This window comes from Rossellomorea marisflavi (assembly GCF_022170785.1).
Lineage (GTDB): Bacteria > Bacillota > Bacilli > Bacillales > Bacillaceae_B > Rossellomorea > Rossellomorea marisflavi_B.
The window spans coordinates 15001-31052 of the sequence record NZ_CP081870.1; the positions used below are offsets into that span (position 1 = coordinate 15001).

The window sequence follows — 16052 nt, forward strand, 5'->3', positions numbered from 1 at the left end:
GAGCTTGACTGCGAGACCTACAAGTCGAGCAGGGACGAAAGTCGGGCTTAGTGATCCGGTGGTTCCGCATGGAAGGGCCATCGCTCAACGGATAAAAGCTACCCCGGGGATAACAGGCTTATCTCCCCCAAGAGTCCACATCGACGGGGAGGTTTGGCACCTCGATGTCGGCTCATCGCATCCTGGGGCTGTAGTCGGTCCCAAGGGTTGGGCTGTTCGCCCATTAAAGCGGTACGCGAGCTGGGTTCAGAACGTCGTGAGACAGTTCGGTCCCTATCCGTCGTGGGCGCAGGAAATTTGAGAGGAGCTGTCCTTAGTACGAGAGGACCGGGATGGACGCACCGCTGGTGTACCAGTTGTCTTGCCAAAGGCATCGCTGGGTAGCTATGTGCGGAAGGGATAAGTGCTGAAAGCATCTAAGCATGAAGCCCCCCTCGAGATGAGATTTCCCATCACTTTATGTGAGTAAGATCCCTGAAAGATGATCAGGTAGATAGGTCAGAGGTGGAAGTGTGGCGACACATGGAGCTGACTGATACTAATCGATCGAGGACTTAACCAAAGTAAGACGAAGGAGGCGCTTCGCGTCTCCCGGACTGGACGATACGCCGGTAATGATTGACTATCAACCCTTTATCTAGTTTTGAAAGAACAATTCTTTCAATGGAATACCTGTCTGGTGACATTGGCGAAGAGGTCACACCCGTTCCCATGCCGAACACGGAAGTTAAGCTCTTCAGCGCCGATGGTAGTTGGGGGATCTCCCCCTGTGAGAGTAGGACGTCGCCAGGCAATATTGAGAAAAGCAGCTCATTTGATGGGCTGCTTTTTTTGTGGTGTTTTTTTAGTTGGCAGGAAAGAGAGATATGGGAATGCGAAGGTTGCAAGGGTGTAGGAGTTTGCAATATCGGGGTTAAAGTACGGGAGATACTTCTCTTCTAGGTGAGGATCGAAAAGGTCTTTTTAATAACCTGTGGGAGTATATGATCAGCGAAACGGAAGGGACAAAACGTTTGCCGAAGATAAGGCTATGGGGGAGTCGCGCTTATTTGCGACTTTTTTTGATTCCGAGCGAAGGGGGCCTGATATCTGCGGATAGGTTACTTTTATTAGTGATATTTTCCCATATATTGTATCTTCTTGAGCACCTGACGCCATTCGACATTCCTCATAACACCTTTTGACCCTTTTGAACATTGAAGGACCCCTCGTTCCCCCCAGGAGCGAAAATACCTGCGGAATTCAACCATTAACTTGCGACATTTTTCATTCTATTTGCGAGAATCGACTTTGTATTTGCGAAACGGATCACTGGCCATTTTTCTATTTGTGATCCCTTTCCTTTATTTGCGAACGGCTCTATCTACTAGTGAACTGTGAATCATATTTTTAAATTTGTAATGAGTGAAAATATCTCTCTTTGATTCCCAAAAACCTCCAGAACTTGACGCTTTGTCTGTGTTCAAACCCAACGGTTTCTGCAACAGAAGAGCGTCTTCTCATACCCCTTTCATACACAAAACCCAGTAGAGTCATCGGCCCCGAAAAAGCCAATAGCCAAGCCACCGACTTACCTACAAAAAACCCTCATTAACATCCAAAAAATTCCATAAATTGACGTTCTGTCTCTGTGCACCTCATGAGAAATATGCTAGTGATCTATTCAAACTTAATCGGTGTATTCTTCCAAAAACATCCAGAACTTGACGCTTTGTCTGTGTTCAAACCCAACGGTTTCTGCTAAAGCACTCAACCCTTCACACACCTTCACCTCACACCATCTTCAAAATTGCCTTACGTCCGTTCAATGAGTATGATTAAATTACGTAAATGTGAAAAAGGAGAGATAGTATGATTTCTTCACTATATGATTTGACGGTAAAAAAATCCGATGGTTCAGATGTAGCGCTGGAGGACTATGAAGGCAAGGTGATGCTGATCGTGAATACGGCAAGTAAGTGCGGGTTCACGCCTCAGTTCAAGGAGCTGCAGGGTCTGTATGAGGAGTATAAAGAACAGGGGCTGGTTGTCCTTGGGTTCCCGTGCGATCAGTTCATGAATCAGGAGTTTGATGATCAAGATGAGATCCTTGAGTTCTGTCAGGTGAACTATGGGGTGTCATTCCCGATGTTCGCAAAGGTGGATGTGAAGGGGAAGGATGCGCATCCCCTATTCAAGTATTTGACCAAGGAGAAGAAGGGGCTTCTTTTATCCGATATCAAATGGAATTTCACAAAGTTCCTTATTTCAAAAGATGGAGAAGTGTATGATCGTTATTCGCCTCAGACCAATCCACGGAAAATCGAAGATTATATTGTGAAATTGCTTCAGCAATAGGTGTAAGCAGGAGAGGTTCATTCCCCCTCCTGCTTCATTTTGTTTTCAAGGAGCTCCCCTAATAGGGAAGGGCCCTTTTCGGTTGTGAGGGTGATGAAGGCGAGGATTAACGGGTAGTCCTCGGTGGTCCGGTTTTTCAATAGTTCCATCCACCACTCGGTTTCGTAGCGTGCAATCATGCTGAGATTGTAAAGGATGGCATAGTGAATGAGAACCTCCGGCAGGGAGCTTGCTTCGTTTTTGATTGCAGGCAGGGCGAGCTTCCGTTCCTGACGGTTCCACCTGAAGGGAAGAGCTTCGTTCCTCAGGGTAGTGGAAAGGGTGTCCTGCCCTTCCCAGTGGATCCCTTCGGGTAAGGATGAGTGATGCTGGCGAAAGGAATCGGGTGTCCAGTGGAAGTGGTTCAGCAGATTCTCTTCAATGGACAACCTTCCTTCCGTAAAAGGGAACATGGTCGTCTTCTTCATGAGGACTGAAAAGGAATCGGCCATCTCAGGGATCTGATCCAAGAGGTATTCCATTTTGTATTTTTCCCCTTCCAGGTGCTTAAGGTCGAAGTGGAGGGAGGAGAAGTGGGTAAAGAGGCCGTTCTTCTGGATCTTCACCTCATCGTGAAGGAATCGGTACTGCTGTTTCTTCCTTTTCCGGGAGGTGATCCCGTGGGCGAGGACGGTGGTGGTCTCCGGATAGTTCGGATCCGTGGTGAGCACGACTGCCTTGATGAAATGGATGAAACCGTAAAAAAGAAGGATGGGCTTAATCGAAAGCGGCGAATCTTCTGCCTGTTTATAATAGATCTCCCCTTGTTCGAGATAATACATGAAGGGGTAGCAATTATCATAGCTTTTGACATCGGATCCGGGCATGGAACGATAACATCGTCTCAGGAATTTCTGGGTATAGGAAGCCGATTGGAAATAGTGGAGGAAGTCCCTCCAGTGCCTGATATCATGCAAATGTACAACCTCCGATTAATCTGAATAGTTAAACTAATCCTATAGTTCTTGACAGTATTTTGCCCAATTGATAACCTACTAATAATATTTTCGGATAGGGAGGCCAAAATTATGTGGGAATCTAAATTTGCTAAAGAAGGTTTAACGTTTGATGATGTGCTATTGACACCGGCTCGTTCAGAGGTGTTGCCGAAAGATGTGAACATTTCCGTCGCACTTACGGATACAGTGAAACTGAACGTCCCGATCATCAGTGCCGGTATGGATACGGTCACAGAAGCAGAGATGGCCATCGCCATGGCGCGTCAAGGTGGTCTTGGTGTCATCCACAAGAACATGAGCATCGAACAGCAGGCTGAGCAAGTCGATAAGGTAAAACGTTCTGAGAGTGGAGTCATCACCGATCCGTTCTTCCTGACTCCAGACAATCAAGTCTTCGCAGCCGAACACTTGATGGGCAAATATAGAATTTCCGGTGTTCCGATCGTCAACAACGCAGAGGAACAAAAACTGGTTGGGATCCTGACCAACCGCGACCTCCGTTTCATTCAGGATTATTCGATTCTCATCTCTGATGTCATGACGAAAGAAGATCTCGTGACAGCTCCTGTAGGCACGACGCTTGAAGAAGCCGAAAAAATCCTTCAGCAGCACAAAATTGAAAAGCTCCCACTCATCGATGGAGAAGGTACGTTGAAAGGCCTTATCACCATCAAAGATATCGAGAAAGTCATTGAATTCCCGAACTCAGCTAAAGACCAACAAGGACGACTTCTCGTTGGGGCAGCCGTAGGGATCTCGAAAGACACCATGGTACGCGTCGAGCACCTCGTGAAAGCCGCAGTCGATATCATCGTCATCGATACAGCGCACGGTCACTCTGCAGGCGTCCTTTCCATCGTAAGCGATATCCGCAATGCCTATCCGACATTGAATATCGTTGCGGGTAACGTAGCTACAGCTGAGGGAACAAGAGATCTGATCGAAGCAGGAGCCGATGTGGTGAAGGTGGGAATCGGACCAGGTTCCATTTGTACGACCCGTGTCGTAGCAGGTGTCGGTGTTCCCCAGATCACAGCCATTTATGACTGTGCGACGGAAGCACGCAAGCACGGTAAAGCCATCATCGCCGATGGTGGAATCAAGTACTCAGGAGACGTTGTCAAAGCATTGGCATCCGGTGGACATGCTGTCATGCTCGGAAGCCTCCTTGCAGGAACGACAGAAAGCCCTGGGGAAACTGAAATCTTCCAAGGCCGTCGCTTCAAAGTATACAGAGGTATGGGTTCTGTCAGCTCCATGGAAAAAGGGTCTAAAGACCGTTACTTCCAAGAGGAAGCGAAGAAATTTGTTCCAGAAGGCATCGAAGGCCGTCTCCCTTACAAAGGCCCTCTTGCCGACACATTGTATCAACTGATCGGTGGTCTCCGTTCAGGAATGGGCTACTGCGGCACGAAGGATCTCCACGATCTCCGCGAGCATGCACAGTTCACACGCATGACCGGCGCAGGTCTTCGCGAGAGCCATCCGCATGATGTACAAATCACGAAAGAAGCACCTAACTATTCATTATCTTAATATAATTTATTCCGCTGGATGGACCGGTGGAATTCGCTTCAGATTGAAAAAGCTGGCTATCTTAGCCAGCTTTTTTTATTATTGGAAATAATATGTATCCAAGGGCTTGCATCCCCCGACCTAACTGAAAACTAGTAATATTCTCTATCTATTCGAACCATTTGAACTATGTTAAAATAACGAAGGTGTACATAAAATCTTGGAGGGCTAATAGTGAAAAGAAGTTGGATTCAAAAATCTGTTGTTTGTATGATGGTATTAATGTTGGCGATGGGCCTTGTCCAAAAGCCTGCCAGTGCAGCCCAGGACGATCTGGATGTTAAAGCGAAGGCGGCAATCCTGGTAGAAGCGAGTACGGGCAAAATTCTCTATGAAAAGAACGCGGACAATGCACAAGGCATTGCAAGTATGACAAAAATGATGACAGAATATCTGTTGCTAGAAGCTATTCAAGACGGAAAAGTAAAATGGGATCAAACATACGAAGTGCCAATGAACATTTCAAAAATGTCCCACAATACGGGGCTTAGCAATGTTTCCCTCGAAGTGGGCAGAAGCTACACGGTGAAAGAACTCTATGAAGCCATGGCGATTTATTCAGCCAATGCGGCTACCATGGGGATTGCGGAAACCATCGCAGGATCCGAAGCGAAATTCGTCGAAATGATGAATGCAAAAGCCAAAGAATTGGGCTTGGAACATTATAAATTTGTAAACTCTACAGGTCTCAATAATGCAGACCTATCTCAATATTTCGATTCAGTTGTCGGAGAGCCGGATGAAGAAAATGTCATGTCGGCAAAAGATATGGCCACACTCGCTTTTCGTCTTTTGAAAGACCACCCGGAAATTCTCGAAACATCGAGCATTCCGAAGAAAGTATTCGATAAGGGTGGAGATTCTACTGATATGTCTAACTGGAACTGGATGCTTCCGGGACTTATTCGTGAATACGAAGGAATGGACGGGCTGAAGACCGGTACAACGGATTTCGCAGGTGCCAACTTCACAGGAACGGCTGAACGCGACGGCATCCGATTCATCTCGGTTGTAATGGACGTGAATGTTCCTTCAGGTGAAAATTCCTATGATGCACGCTTCAACGAAACACGCAAACTGCTTGATTATGCCTTCAACAATTACACATTGGAAGAAGTCTACCCTGCCAATTACGAAATCAAAGGGCATAAGACGATGCCAGTTGTAAAAGGGAAAGAAAAGAGTGTTAAGATCCACACAAAAGATCCTCTTCAAATGGTATTGAAGACGGATGCGGATAAGAAATTCAAACCTCAATTCGAGGTGGATAAGAAAAAATTGAATGAAGACGGTAAACTGCAAGCCCCAGTTAAAAAAGGAGAAACCATAGGCTACGTCACAGTGAAATCAGATGACGGTCTCGGGTATCTCACGGACAAGGGCGGCAGTTCAAAAGCAGCTGTTGTAACGGCAGATGGCGTAGAAAAAGCGAACTGGTTCATCCTCTCCATGAGGGCGGTTGGCGGTTTCTTCAGTGACATCTGGGGCTCTGTGACTTCTACGGTCAAGGGCTGGTTCTGATTCTTGCTAGGAAAAACATCAGGTTTTCACGGAAGCCTGATGTTTTTTTATAAAAAATTGCCAGGGTGACCTTGGGCCGAAATGCCCGCTGGCTACCTTGACAGAAGTGTGAATTTATTGTTTATTAAGCAGTAGAGCAACAATATTCAATCCGATGGGTATAGTCCGATTTCTTCATTTCATGCGGGACATCCCTGGAAAACACAAGGGGGCTACATACATGAGAACTGGTACAGATCGAGTTAAACGAGGAATGGCAGAAATGCAAAAAGGCGGCGTCATCATGGACGTTGTCAATGCAGAACAAGCGAAGATTGCAGAAGAGGCTGGAGCCGTTGCCGTCATGGCGCTGGAGCGAGTGCCTGCAGATATCCGTGCAGCTGGCGGAGTTGCCCGTATGGCTGACCCGCGCATCGTGGAAGAAGTCATGGGGGCCGTTTCGATCCCGGTCATGGCAAAAGCGCGTATCGGTCACATCGTAGAAGCGAAAGTACTGGAATCAATGGGTGTTGACTACATCGATGAGAGTGAAGTACTCACTCCAGCTGATGAAGAATACCACTTGAATAAGCGTGACTACACGGTTCCATTCGTATGTGGTTGCCGTGATCTTGGGGAAGCAGCACGACGCATCGGCGAAGGGGCATCCATGCTTCGCACAAAGGGTGAGCCGGGAACAGGCAACATCGTCGAAGCCGTCCGCCATATCCGTAAAGTGAACGCGCAGGTACGCAAGCTTGTCTCCATGAATGAAGATGAAATCATGACGGAAGCCAAACTTCTTGGCGCACCGTTCGAACTACTTCTTGAAATCAAAGAAAACGGACGTCTTCCGGTCGTGAACTTCGCAGCAGGCGGAGTGGCAACCCCAGCTGATGCTGCCCTTATGATGGAGCTTGGAGCAGATGGAGTATTCGTAGGTTCAGGGATCTTCAAGTCTGAGAATCCTGAGAAATTCGCTAAAGCCATCGTGGAAGCGACGACTCACTACCAAGATTACAAGCTGATTGCCGATCTTTCCAAAGAGCTTGGAGTGGCCATGAAAGGCGTCGAAATTGCATCGATCCTTCCAGAAAACCGCATGCAGGACCGCGGGTGGTAATCAGCCATGACGAAGATAGGTGTACTCGGCCTTCAGGGGGCAGTGAGGGAACACATCCGGTCGATTGAAGCATCGGGTGCTGAGGCCCTGGTCATCAAAAGAGTAGAGCAGCTTAACGAAGTGGACGGGCTCATCATGCCTGGAGGAGAAAGCACGACGATGAGGAGACTCATCGACCGCTACGGCTTTATGGAGCCGTTGAGGGAATTTGCTTCTGCTGGGAAGCCGATGTTCGGAACGTGTGCAGGACTGATCCTGCTGGCGAAGAAGCTTGTCGGATACGATGCGCCTCATCTTGGCGTCATGGATGTCACGGTAGAGCGTAATTCCTTCGGGCGTCAGAAGGAAAGCTTCGAAGCCGACCTGACGATCAGCCATGTGGGGGAAGCGTTCAATGCGGTCTTCATCAGGGCTCCCCATATCGTCGAGGCCGGGGAAGAAGTGGAGATCCTGGCAGAGCATGATGGACGGATCGTCTTAGCCCGCCATGGTCAGTTCCTGGGGTGTTCATTCCATCCGGAACTGACCGATGACCATCGTCTCACGCAGTATTTCGTGAAGATGGTAGAAGAGAGTCTAGAAAAGTCATTGGCATAATCCACTTGCAAATCGGAAATCATTGTAGTAGATTATGTTATAACCAATACACATTTAAATCGATGACAGGAGCTAGTAGTAAGGGAAGCTTGATCAAGAGAGTCGGTGGCTGGTGCGAACCGATACAAGGCCTTTATGAATCCATCCTCGAGTGAAGTACTGAATGAAGTAAGTATTTTCGGTGATTCCGTTACCATCTCTAAGAGGAAGGCAGTCATCTGTCTTCAATTAGGGTGGCAACGCGGAAACCTCCGTCCCTTTTACCAGGGATGGGGGTTTTTTATCGTTTTTGGACGTGTCATTTTAAAGGAGGAAGAGCTATGTTGGACATTAAGTATTTGAGAAACAATCTGGAAGATGTGAAAGCACGTCTTCAACACAGGGGAGAAGACCTTGAAGACTTCGGTAAATTCGAAGAGCTTGATAAGCGGAGAAGGGAACTCCTTGTTGAAACGGAAGACCTGAAGAGCAAGCGGAACGACGTTTCCCAACAAATTGCGAAATTGAAAAAAGAAAAGCAGGATGCACAGGACCTCATCGTGGAAATGCGTGAAGTCGGTGCACAAGTCAAGACGCTGGATGATGAATTACGAGGAGTGGAGGAAGAACTCGACCGCATCCTTATGGCGATTCCAAATATCCCTCATGAATCAGTACCGGTGGGTGAAACGGAAGATGACAACGTAGAAGCGCGAACATGGGGCGAGATCAGAGAGTTCGATTTTGAAGCGAAGCCTCACTGGGATGTCGCAACAGGGCTTGATATTCTCGACTTTGAACGAGCTGCCAAAGTAACCGGAAGCCGATTTGTTTTCTATAAAGGGATGGGTGCGCGTCTGGAACGTGCGTTGATCAACTTCATGATGGATCTTCACATGGATGAGCATGGCTACACTGAAATGCTTCCGCCATACCTCGTGAACCGTGCAAGCATGACGGGAACCGGTCAGCTTCCGAAATTCGAAGAGGATGCATTCCGCATCGAAAGCGAAGATTACTTCCTCGTACCGACGGCTGAGGTTCCTGTGACGAACTACCACCGCGATGAAATCATCAAAGGGGACGATCTTCCACTGAGCTATGTGGCATATAGCGCCAACTTCCGTTCTGAAGCAGGTTCTGCGGGACGCGACACACGCGGGCTGATCCGTCAGCATCAGTTCAACAAAGTCGAGCTTGTCCGTTTCGTCAAGCCGGAGGATTCTTATGATGAACTCGAGAAACTGACAGGTCATGCAGAGAAAGTGCTTCAGCTCCTTGGTCTTCCATACCGTGTCCTCTCTATGTGTACAGCGGACCTGGGCTTCACGGCAGCGAAGAAATATGATCTTGAAGTATGGATCCCAAGCTACGGCACGTATCGTGAAATCTCTTCTTGCAGTAACTTCGAAGGATTCCAAGCACGTCGTGCAAACATCCGCTTCAGAAGGGAAACGAATGCGAAACCTGAACATCTTCACACGCTGAACGGTTCTGGACTTGCCATCGGACGTACCGTGGCGGCAATCCTTGAGAACTATCAGCAGGAGGATGGTACGGTCATCGTTCCTGAAGTACTTCGTCCATATATGCGTGGGCTGGAAGTCATCAAAGGATAAGGGCAAAAAGGTGCTACGGCTGTGGAAGAGGCAGCTGTGGCACCTTTTTTTAAAAAAATAAAAGATGTTGTTGACTTCAAATTTTAAGCGTGGTATTATAATTCTTGTCGATACGGAGGAATACCCAAGTCCGGCTGAAGGGATCGGTCTTGAAAACCGACAGGGGTGTCAAAGCCCGCGGGGGTTCGAATCCCCCTTCCTCCTCCATTGATTTTAATATTAACCAATGCGCATAAACATTGGAGATAGAGACTGCTACTTCTTATGAAGTAGCAGTCTTTTTTATTGGTTATTTGAGGTTTTCGATGTCTTCTCTCAGCTCTGGATTGTACTTGCTGTCCAATATGCCATTCTCTGCAATATGTCGCTTCGCTTCTTCATCCCCAAGCTCGAAGATTTTCCCGAAGATCTGCCTCATGGATTCATCATAGAGTTCGTTCTCAGGTGCATTATAATCCTTACGGAGCGGGAACTGTGCCTGTTTCATGGTGGACCTTGCATCCGCCTCGTTTTGCTCAAACATGAGCTTCAGTTCTTCCACTTCCCCTTGAGTGGCCAGGATCCGGAAGCTTGGGCTGTGATTCTGCACGGCTTCAGGGGTCACGTCCCCGCTATTGATATCTACATAGTACGTCATTTTTTCCTCCATCTTCATCCTCCTCTGATGTGTATCCTTTAGTCATGTATACCTCCGTACGGATGAACGTAAACGATTTCTTTTCCATTATTTGAAACCTCCAAAAGGTAAAATCGTATGGATTAGTGAGAAAGGCGTGGTGTACATGGGTGGAAATCGACCGAAACTCTCGATACCGAAGACAACCAGGGAAAAGCTGTGGGACTTGGTGGGGGCAGGCAGTTATGTGGGGATGACGGGTTTACTTGTCATGACCTGGACGTCGCTTCCTGACCAGGTGCCGGCTCATTATAGTCTGACAGAAATCACACGGTGGGGATCGAAGTATGAGCTGCTCATCCTCCCGGCGATCGGACTCATGCTGGGACTATCCATGCATCTGTTGGAGAAGTTTCCTGAGGTCCATAATTACCCGGATAGACTGAATGAATCAAATGCAAAGGCATTTTACCTGAATAGTCGGCAGATGCTGAATGTGATGAAGAATTCTTTTGTGCTGGTATTTTCACTGTTGGCATTCGAGACCGTTGCGATTGCCATGGGGTGGGTAAAGGGGATGTTCGAATGGTTCCTGCCCGTCGTATTGATCGGGATGACGGTCCCGATTGTGGAAGCCATACTGAAGCGGAGGAAGATCACATAAAAAAGCCGGTCATATGACCGGCTTCAGATTATCCGTTGACGATGGTTCGTTCTGCCAACAGCTTGATGGCGTGCATCTGTCCGAGATGCTGACTTTCATGGCTGAGGGATAGGTGGGCAAGTTCGCCGAATGTCTTGAGGCCATGGAACGGCTGTTCAAGGGGCTGGGCGAGGTGCTCGTCCGATAGTTCATTGATGCGTAGAAGCTGGTCTTGCAGCTGAGAAGCAAGCTCTTCGACTGAAGGAACATCACCGCTCCAGTCTGCCGGCTTCGAGCCGTAGCCGAATAATTCGGCATAGCGTGCAGGAAGTGTGTTTCCTAGGCTTTCAAATCCGAACATGAACTGTTCAGTGACAGTAAGGACATGTCCGATATGCCAATGGATCGTATTGTTCAATCCTTCCGGCTGCACGTCGATGACGTCTGCCTTCAGGTCTTTGATTTCATTGAGGAGCTGGGCTCTTGTCAGCTGGAACTGACTATATAGGGATTGATTCATGATGATTTCTCCTTTCGTCTTTCGTGTCTACTGTAACAGAAAATGTTGTGATCAGTAACTGATACGCTTTGAACAACAAAACCGCCTGGAAAGCTCCAGGCGGTTTTAGTATGCCATCTCAGTTCTTCAACATCCGTGTCTGTTCGATGAAGTAAGCGATGCGCTCGATGATCGGTTCAATGGAACCCGCATCCTTCACAAGATCATATTCCCTGATATCAAGGCGCAGGACCGGACAGGCATTGAAGTTATTGATCCAGTTTTCATAGCGTTCGTGCATCTCTTCCCAGTACTCGACCGGCGTTTCCTGCTCCATCGGACGTCCTCGCTCGCGGATCCGGTCGATGATATGATCGAGGGATCCTTCCAGATAGATGAGAAGATCAGGATGCGGGAAGTAAGGCGTCATGACCATGGCGTCGAAGAGACTGGTGTACGTTTCATAGTCGGTATCGCTCATCGTGCCCTTTTCATGATGCATTTTCGCGAAGATGCCCGTGTCTTCATAGATGGAACGGTCTTGGATGAAGCCACCCCCGTATTCGAAAATCCTCTTTTGCTCTTTGAAGCGTTCGGCGAGGAAGTACACTTGAAGGTGGAAGCTCCAGCTCTTGAAATCTTTATAGAACTTGTCTAGGTAAGGGTTCGTATCGACTTTTTCAAATGACGTCCTGAACCCCAATGCTTCTGCAAGTCCGTTGGTCATCGTGGATTTTCCGACCCCGACGGTTCCTGCAATGGTGATGACGGCATTATTCGGTATGCCATATTTAGTTCGAAGATTCATGGTGGTGGACTCCTTCTTTAAGTGTAGTCTCAAGCTGCTTCAGGATAAGCTCCAAGTCATCCTGCCGCTGAACGAAATCAACCTCATCGCCGTTAAAGCGAAGGACAGGGATATCAGGATGTTTTTCCTCGAATGCTTCCATATATTCATCATAATCCAGTGACAGCTGTTTCAAATAGAGCGGGCTGATCTTCTTCTCGAAATCCCGGCCACGTTTTTCGATCCTGCTGAGAAGCGTATCAAGACCGGCGTTCAAATAAATGATCACATTGGGTCTCGGCATATCCGACGTCAGGATGTCATAGATCTTCAAGTATTTATCAAATTGCTGCGCGTCCTTCAATGTCCGCTTCGCAAACACAATATTCTTCAGGATATGGTAATCGGCCACCACGGATTTCTCCTGTGACAGGTAATGCTTTTCGATATCTTCAAGCTGTTTATATCGATTGCATAAGAAAAACATCTCCGTTTGAAAGCTCCACTCCTCGATATCATCATAAAACTTGTCCAGGAATGGATTTTCATCAACGATCTCCCTGAGCAGATGGAATTGAAAATGCTCGGATATCGCCTTGGCAAGAGAGGTCTTTCCTACACCAATCGGACCTTCGACGGTTATGAACGGAATCGGCCCCATTACGTGTGTCCTCCTCAAAATATGACGGTATTTTTCGACAGGATTTATTGTATCATAATCGCCTGAAAGAGTGTTCAGCTTATTTTGCATAAACTTTTCCAGAAAAAAACGGATGCCCCCTGGGCACCCGTCTTTATCGCTTGGTGACGTCGAACCGATCGTAGAGAAGGAGCCAGTTCTGCGGGAAGGAAAGACCGAGCTTCCAGTAGCTCATTCCCCTTAGCTTTAATTCCTTCAGCAGATCGAATTTCGCATTGATGCTCCTGGCATCTTCAAACCAGACTTCATGATCGGTACCATCAGTTGCTTTGTATTTAAAGAAAGGAGCCTGGGCTTTTTCATCATATTGAATCCGTACATTGTTCTGTGCGGCAAGCTGGATTGCCTGCTGGGGACTGAGAGCTTTAGCTGTGGTCCCCGGCTTGAACGGAAGGGTCCAATCATATCCATACAGGTTCTGCCCCATGAGGATCTTGCTTGAAGGCATCTCTGACACGGCATATTCAAGCACATCCCTTACCGGACCGATGGGTGATACCGCCATGGCTGGACCGCCGCTGTAGCCCCACTCATACGTCATGATCACCACGAAATCAACGATCTCCCCCTGGGTTTTATAATCATGGGCTTCATACCATTTCCCTTTCTGGTCGGCACTCGTCTTCGGGGCGAGGGCCGTGGAGAGGAGCCAGCCTTCTTGATTGAAACGGGCCTTTGCTTTCCGGAGGAACTGGTTATAAGCATCCCTGTCCTGAGGGCGAAGGTATTCAAAGTCGAAATGGATATCCCGGAATCCATATTTCTTAGCTGTTTTGACAACGTTATCGAGGAAGGTGTTCTGGATGGCCTGGTCGTTCAGGAGGATGCGTCCGAGCTCATCACTGAAGGCGCCTTCTTCCTGGTTGGTGATGGCCATCATCATGACGTTGTTATTATTCTTGCCGGTTTGGATCAGATTACCGAGTGGGGGCTCCTTCAGCGTGCCGTCCCTTTGGGCCTGGAAGCTGAACGGTGCAAGATAGGTCAGGTAAGGAGCGGCCTCCTTTGCACTTTCCTCGAGATTCGGTGCGACTTCTTTACCATACGGCTCTACATACGCATTGAACTCTCCCTTGGTCTTCGGACGAGGCGGGATATAGAGACGGTACCCGACTTGGAGCTGTTGATTCGGGGTGATGCCGTTCGCTTTGGCAATCTCCTGATAGGAAATGCCGGTTTTCTGTGAGACCAGCCATAAGCTGTCCCCGGGCTGTATATAATAGAAACTCCCGATGATGGGGATGACCAGGGCCTGACCGACGACGAGATTATTCGGATTCGGCAGCTCGTTGGCCTCCACGATATCTTTAACGGTTGTACCGTAAGCCTGGGCGATGCCAGACAGGGATTGATTAGGCTGTACGACATGGATCTGCATGCTTTCCCCTCCCATTTGTGTATCCGCTATAGGGATTCTATGAGGGGAGGATGGAAGTTATGATGAGCCAAATAGATTTTCTGTAGGGGCAACGGTGGCTTTCAGGACGTTCTCCATCATCGTAAGGGCATAGCGATTATCTTCTTCGCTCACCGAGGCAATGGCATCCGATGGGACGATCAGCTTGAATTCCCTCATATAGGCATCATTTGCCGTGAACAGGACACAAATGTTGCCTGCAATGCCCGTAAGAATCAGCGTTTTGACAGAGAGCTGATGAAGGAGGGTATTCAGGGCGGTCCCGTAGAAGGCGGAATGCTTCGGTTTAATGAGGAAATAATCATCGTCCCCCGGTTTCAGAGGCGTCATGATGGCATCGCTTCTCTCGTTATGACATGTTTGATAGATCTTCTTGTAATCGGCCTTCCATAGCTTATAGTGGTCATTGATGTAGATGACCGGGATTCCATTCTCCCTGCAGTGATCACGGGTCTTCAATAGAGGGGGAACTATGGTGCGCGTGTGGTCGGCAAGGGTCTCGCCATATGTGAAATCGAAGGGATTCAGCACGTCGATGATCAGGAGGGCAGTATCATTTGTGTTCATTTCATCATCACCTTTCTTCTTTTAGTCTGTATGAACGGAAGGATTTTATGAGCAGTGTCGGACATCCCCTTTCCATACACCGTCCATTTTTAGTACAATGAAGCCATTACGTGATCAGGAGCATACGATTATGACAAGAGACGAACGGTTTATGATAGAAGCCCTCAAAGAAGCGGGAAAAGCGGCTGCCATCCAAGAGGTTCCCATCGGTGCGGTGGTGGTTCTTGGAGATGAAATCATCGGGCGGGGGCATAATTTGCGGGAGACGACCCAGAATGCCGTCACCCATGCAGAAATGCTTGCCATCCAGGAAGCGTGTGAGCGTATAGGGACGTGGAGACTGGAAGGGGCCGAGCTGTATGTGACATTGGAGCCATGTCCGATGTGTTCGGGAGCCATCATCCTCTCCAGGGTGGAAAAGGTGATCTATGGAGCGAAGGATCCGAAGGCTGGCTGTGTCGGAACCCTCATGAACCTGCTCGATGATGAACGGTTCAATCATCAATGTGTGGTGGTACCGGGTGTGATGGAACAGGAGTGCGGAGGAATGCTTTCTTCTTTCTTCAAGGATTTAAGGGCAAGGAAGAAAGCGGAGAGGAAATTCAAATAATTTACATCACCCATCCGTTGCTTTTTACCTTGAATGCTAGTATACTTAATCTTGCGTCGCTCTTTTGCGGTGCAACTGAATAGTGGTATCAATTTTGCCGTGCTAGGTGGGAAGGTAGCGGTGTCCTGTACTCGCAATCCGCTCTAGCGAGACTGAATTCCTTTCTGAGGCTTGCAATCTGTAGGGTCTGCCTTAAGCAAGTGGTGTCGACGTCTGGGTCCTGCGCAATGGAAATCCATGAACCATGTCAGGTCCGGAAGGAAGCAGCATTAAGTGGAAGCTTCCATGTGCCGCGGGGCTGCCTGGGCTGAGCTAACTACTTAAGTAACGCCTATGGATGCTTGTCGAGGAAAGGTGCACGGCAGTTATTTACATATACAACAACTCATCCCGGAACGGATGGGTTTTTTGTTTATTAAGGACCGAATGGTTTTTGGTCCGGGATTCCTTTGTAAAACCATTTCAAACTCGTTATAATAGACAGG

General features: G+C 48.1%; 15 protein-coding genes, 1 tRNA gene, 2 rRNA genes, 1 other RNA gene and 1 other annotated feature (1 of these 20 running past the window's edge). Of the genes, 12 read left to right on the top strand and 7 right to left on the bottom strand.

What is annotated here, in order from left to right; genetic code table 11:
• The 3 genes from K6T23_RS00060 to K6T23_RS00070 all read left to right on the top strand — a co-directional run.
• Positions 1 to 562: ribosomal RNA gene (locus tag K6T23_RS00060) — 23S ribosomal RNA — on the top strand; it begins 2372 nt to the left of the window's first position.
• Between the two features lie 113 nt (positions 563 to 675).
• Positions 676 to 792, top strand: a 5S ribosomal RNA gene (rrf, locus tag K6T23_RS00065).
• A gap of 1062 nt (positions 793 to 1854) precedes the next feature.
• Positions 1855 to 2337 (top strand): glutathione peroxidase, encoded by a 483-nt coding sequence (locus K6T23_RS00070; RefSeq protein WP_273546618.1) that lies wholly within the window; start codon positions 1855 to 1857, stop codon positions 2335 to 2337.
• A gap of 17 nt (positions 2338 to 2354) precedes the next feature.
• On the opposite strand, the gene K6T23_RS00075 is transcribed toward K6T23_RS00070, so the two are convergent.
• The gene (locus tag K6T23_RS00075; protein WP_238283359.1) at positions 2355 to 3293 is read right to left on the bottom strand and encodes a YaaC family protein; all 939 of its coding nucleotides are present in this window, start codon (positions 3291 to 3293) and stop codon (positions 2355 to 2357) included.
• A 111-nt stretch (positions 3294 to 3404) separates the two neighbouring features.
• On the opposite strand from K6T23_RS00075, the gene guaB reads away from it, so the two are divergent.
• The 6 genes from guaB to K6T23_RS00105 all read left to right on the top strand — a co-directional run bounded on the left by guaB (position 3405) and on the right by K6T23_RS00105 (position 9935).
• Positions 3405 to 4871: an IMP dehydrogenase gene (gene guaB / locus K6T23_RS00080; RefSeq protein WP_053427847.1), complete on the top strand. Its 1467-nt coding sequence runs from the start codon at positions 3405 to 3407 to the stop codon at positions 4869 to 4871.
• A gap of 249 nt (positions 4872 to 5120) precedes the next feature.
• Entirely contained in the window at positions 5121 to 6431 is a 1311-nt protein-coding gene (locus K6T23_RS00085) for a D-alanyl-D-alanine carboxypeptidase family protein (RefSeq protein ID WP_179125648.1), read from the top strand.
• Positions 6432 to 6651: 220 nt separating this feature from the next.
• On the top strand, positions 6652 to 7533 hold the full coding sequence (pdxS, locus tag K6T23_RS00090) for a pyridoxal 5'-phosphate synthase lyase subunit PdxS (RefSeq protein ID WP_048007483.1): 882 nt from the start codon (positions 6652 to 6654) through the stop codon (positions 7531 to 7533).
• 6 nt (positions 7534 to 7539) lie between these two features.
• A complete protein-coding gene (gene pdxT / locus K6T23_RS00095) occupies positions 7540 to 8130 on the top strand; it encodes a pyridoxal 5'-phosphate synthase glutaminase subunit PdxT (protein ID WP_238283360.1) in 591 nt (196 codons plus the stop codon).
• 53 nt (positions 8131 to 8183) lie between these two features.
• Positions 8184 to 8392 (top strand) — a binding site (T-box leader).
• A gap of 58 nt (positions 8393 to 8450) precedes the next feature.
• Positions 8451 to 9728, top strand: a complete 1278-nt coding sequence (gene serS / locus K6T23_RS00100; RefSeq protein ID WP_056541990.1) for a serine--tRNA ligase — start codon at positions 8451 to 8453, stop codon at positions 9726 to 9728.
• A 114-nt stretch (positions 9729 to 9842) separates the two neighbouring features.
• Positions 9843 to 9935: transfer RNA gene (locus K6T23_RS00105), tRNA-Ser, on the top strand.
• 82 nt (positions 9936 to 10017) lie between these two features.
• Here K6T23_RS00105 and K6T23_RS00110 read toward each other — a convergent pair.
• A complete protein-coding gene (locus tag K6T23_RS00110; RefSeq protein WP_056541987.1) occupies positions 10018 to 10377 on the bottom strand; it encodes a hypothetical protein in 360 nt (119 codons plus the stop codon).
• A gap of 133 nt (positions 10378 to 10510) precedes the next feature.
• Between K6T23_RS00110 and K6T23_RS00115 the strand changes: the two genes are divergently transcribed.
• Positions 10511 to 11008, top strand: a complete 498-nt coding sequence (locus K6T23_RS00115; RefSeq protein WP_238283361.1) for an SdpI family protein — start codon at positions 10511 to 10513, stop codon at positions 11006 to 11008.
• Positions 11009 to 11036: 28 nt separating this feature from the next.
• On the opposite strand, the gene K6T23_RS00120 is transcribed toward K6T23_RS00115, so the two are convergent.
• The 5 genes from K6T23_RS00120 to K6T23_RS00140 form a co-directional block, all read right to left on the bottom strand.
• The gene (locus K6T23_RS00120) at positions 11037 to 11507 is read right to left on the bottom strand and encodes a DinB family protein (protein ID WP_056541981.1); all 471 of its coding nucleotides are present in this window, start codon (positions 11505 to 11507) and stop codon (positions 11037 to 11039) included.
• Between the two features lie 118 nt (positions 11508 to 11625).
• Positions 11626 to 12294 (bottom strand): deoxynucleoside kinase, encoded by a 669-nt coding sequence (locus K6T23_RS00125; protein ID WP_056541978.1) that lies wholly within the window; start codon positions 12292 to 12294, stop codon positions 11626 to 11628.
• Positions 12278 to 12934 carry a deoxynucleoside kinase gene (locus K6T23_RS00130; RefSeq protein WP_238283362.1) on the bottom strand — a complete coding sequence of 219 codons (657 nt, stop codon included), beginning with the start codon at positions 12932 to 12934 and terminating at the stop codon, positions 12278 to 12280. Before K6T23_RS00130 ends, K6T23_RS00125 begins: the two co-directional genes overlap by 17 nt.
• A 133-nt stretch (positions 12935 to 13067) precedes the next feature.
• On the bottom strand, positions 13068 to 14351 hold the full coding sequence (locus tag K6T23_RS00135; RefSeq protein ID WP_056541973.1) for a glycosyl hydrolase family 18 protein: 1284 nt from the start codon (positions 14349 to 14351) through the stop codon (positions 13068 to 13070).
• A 57-nt stretch (positions 14352 to 14408) separates the two neighbouring features.
• Positions 14409 to 14957, bottom strand: coding sequence for a cysteine hydrolase family protein (locus K6T23_RS00140; RefSeq protein WP_238283363.1), 549 nt, complete (start codon positions 14955 to 14957; stop codon positions 14409 to 14411).
• A 130-nt stretch (positions 14958 to 15087) separates the two neighbouring features.
• Between K6T23_RS00140 and tadA the strand changes: the two genes are divergently transcribed.
• Both tadA and ffs read left to right on the top strand, forming a co-directional pair.
• Complete coding sequence (tadA, locus tag K6T23_RS00145; RefSeq protein WP_238283364.1) at positions 15088 to 15567, top strand: tRNA adenosine(34) deaminase TadA; 480 nt, start codon at positions 15088 to 15090, stop codon at positions 15565 to 15567.
• 97 nt (positions 15568 to 15664) lie between these two features.
• Positions 15665 to 15929, top strand: an RNA gene (gene ffs / locus K6T23_RS00150) — signal recognition particle sRNA large type.
• Positions 15930 to 16052: the final 123 nt, after the last annotated feature.

What these genes read in the sequence shown, in the direction of transcription:
- guaB (WP_053427847.1), top strand. Translation starts at nt 3,405, where the DNA reads ATGTGGGAATCTAAATTTGCTAAAGAAGGTTTAACGTTTGATGATGTG.
- K6T23_RS00085 (WP_179125648.1), top strand. Translation starts at nt 5,121, where the DNA reads ATGATGGTATTAATGTTGGCGATGGGCCTTGTCCAAAAGCCTGCCAGT.
- pdxS (WP_048007483.1), top strand. Translation starts at nt 6,652, where the DNA reads ATGAGAACTGGTACAGATCGAGTTAAACGAGGAATGGCAGAAATGCAA.
- pdxT (WP_238283360.1), top strand. Translation starts at nt 7,540, where the DNA reads ATGACGAAGATAGGTGTACTCGGCCTTCAGGGGGCAGTGAGGGAACAC.
- serS (WP_056541990.1), top strand. Translation starts at nt 8,451, where the DNA reads ATGTTGGACATTAAGTATTTGAGAAACAATCTGGAAGATGTGAAAGCA.
- K6T23_RS00110 (WP_056541987.1), bottom strand. Translation starts at nt 10,377, where the DNA reads ATGGAGGAAAAAATGACGTACTATGTAGATATCAATAGCGGGGACGTG.
- K6T23_RS00115 (WP_238283361.1), top strand. Translation starts at nt 10,511, where the DNA reads ATGGGTGGAAATCGACCGAAACTCTCGATACCGAAGACAACCAGGGAA.
- K6T23_RS00120 (WP_056541981.1), bottom strand. Translation starts at nt 11,507, where the DNA reads ATGAATCAATCCCTATATAGTCAGTTCCAGCTGACAAGAGCCCAGCTC.
- K6T23_RS00125 (WP_056541978.1), bottom strand. Translation starts at nt 12,294, where the DNA reads ATGAATCTTCGAACTAAATATGGCATACCGAATAATGCCGTCATCACC.
- K6T23_RS00130 (WP_238283362.1), bottom strand. Translation starts at nt 12,934, where the DNA reads ATGGGGCCGATTCCGTTCATAACCGTCGAAGGTCCGATTGGTGTAGGA.
- K6T23_RS00135 (WP_056541973.1), bottom strand. Translation starts at nt 14,351, where the DNA reads ATGCAGATCCATGTCGTACAGCCTAATCAATCCCTGTCTGGCATCGCC.
- K6T23_RS00140 (WP_238283363.1), bottom strand. Translation starts at nt 14,957, where the DNA reads ATGAACACAAATGATACTGCCCTCCTGATCATCGACGTGCTGAATCCC.
- tadA (WP_238283364.1), top strand. Translation starts at nt 15,088, where the DNA reads ATGACAAGAGACGAACGGTTTATGATAGAAGCCCTCAAAGAAGCGGGA.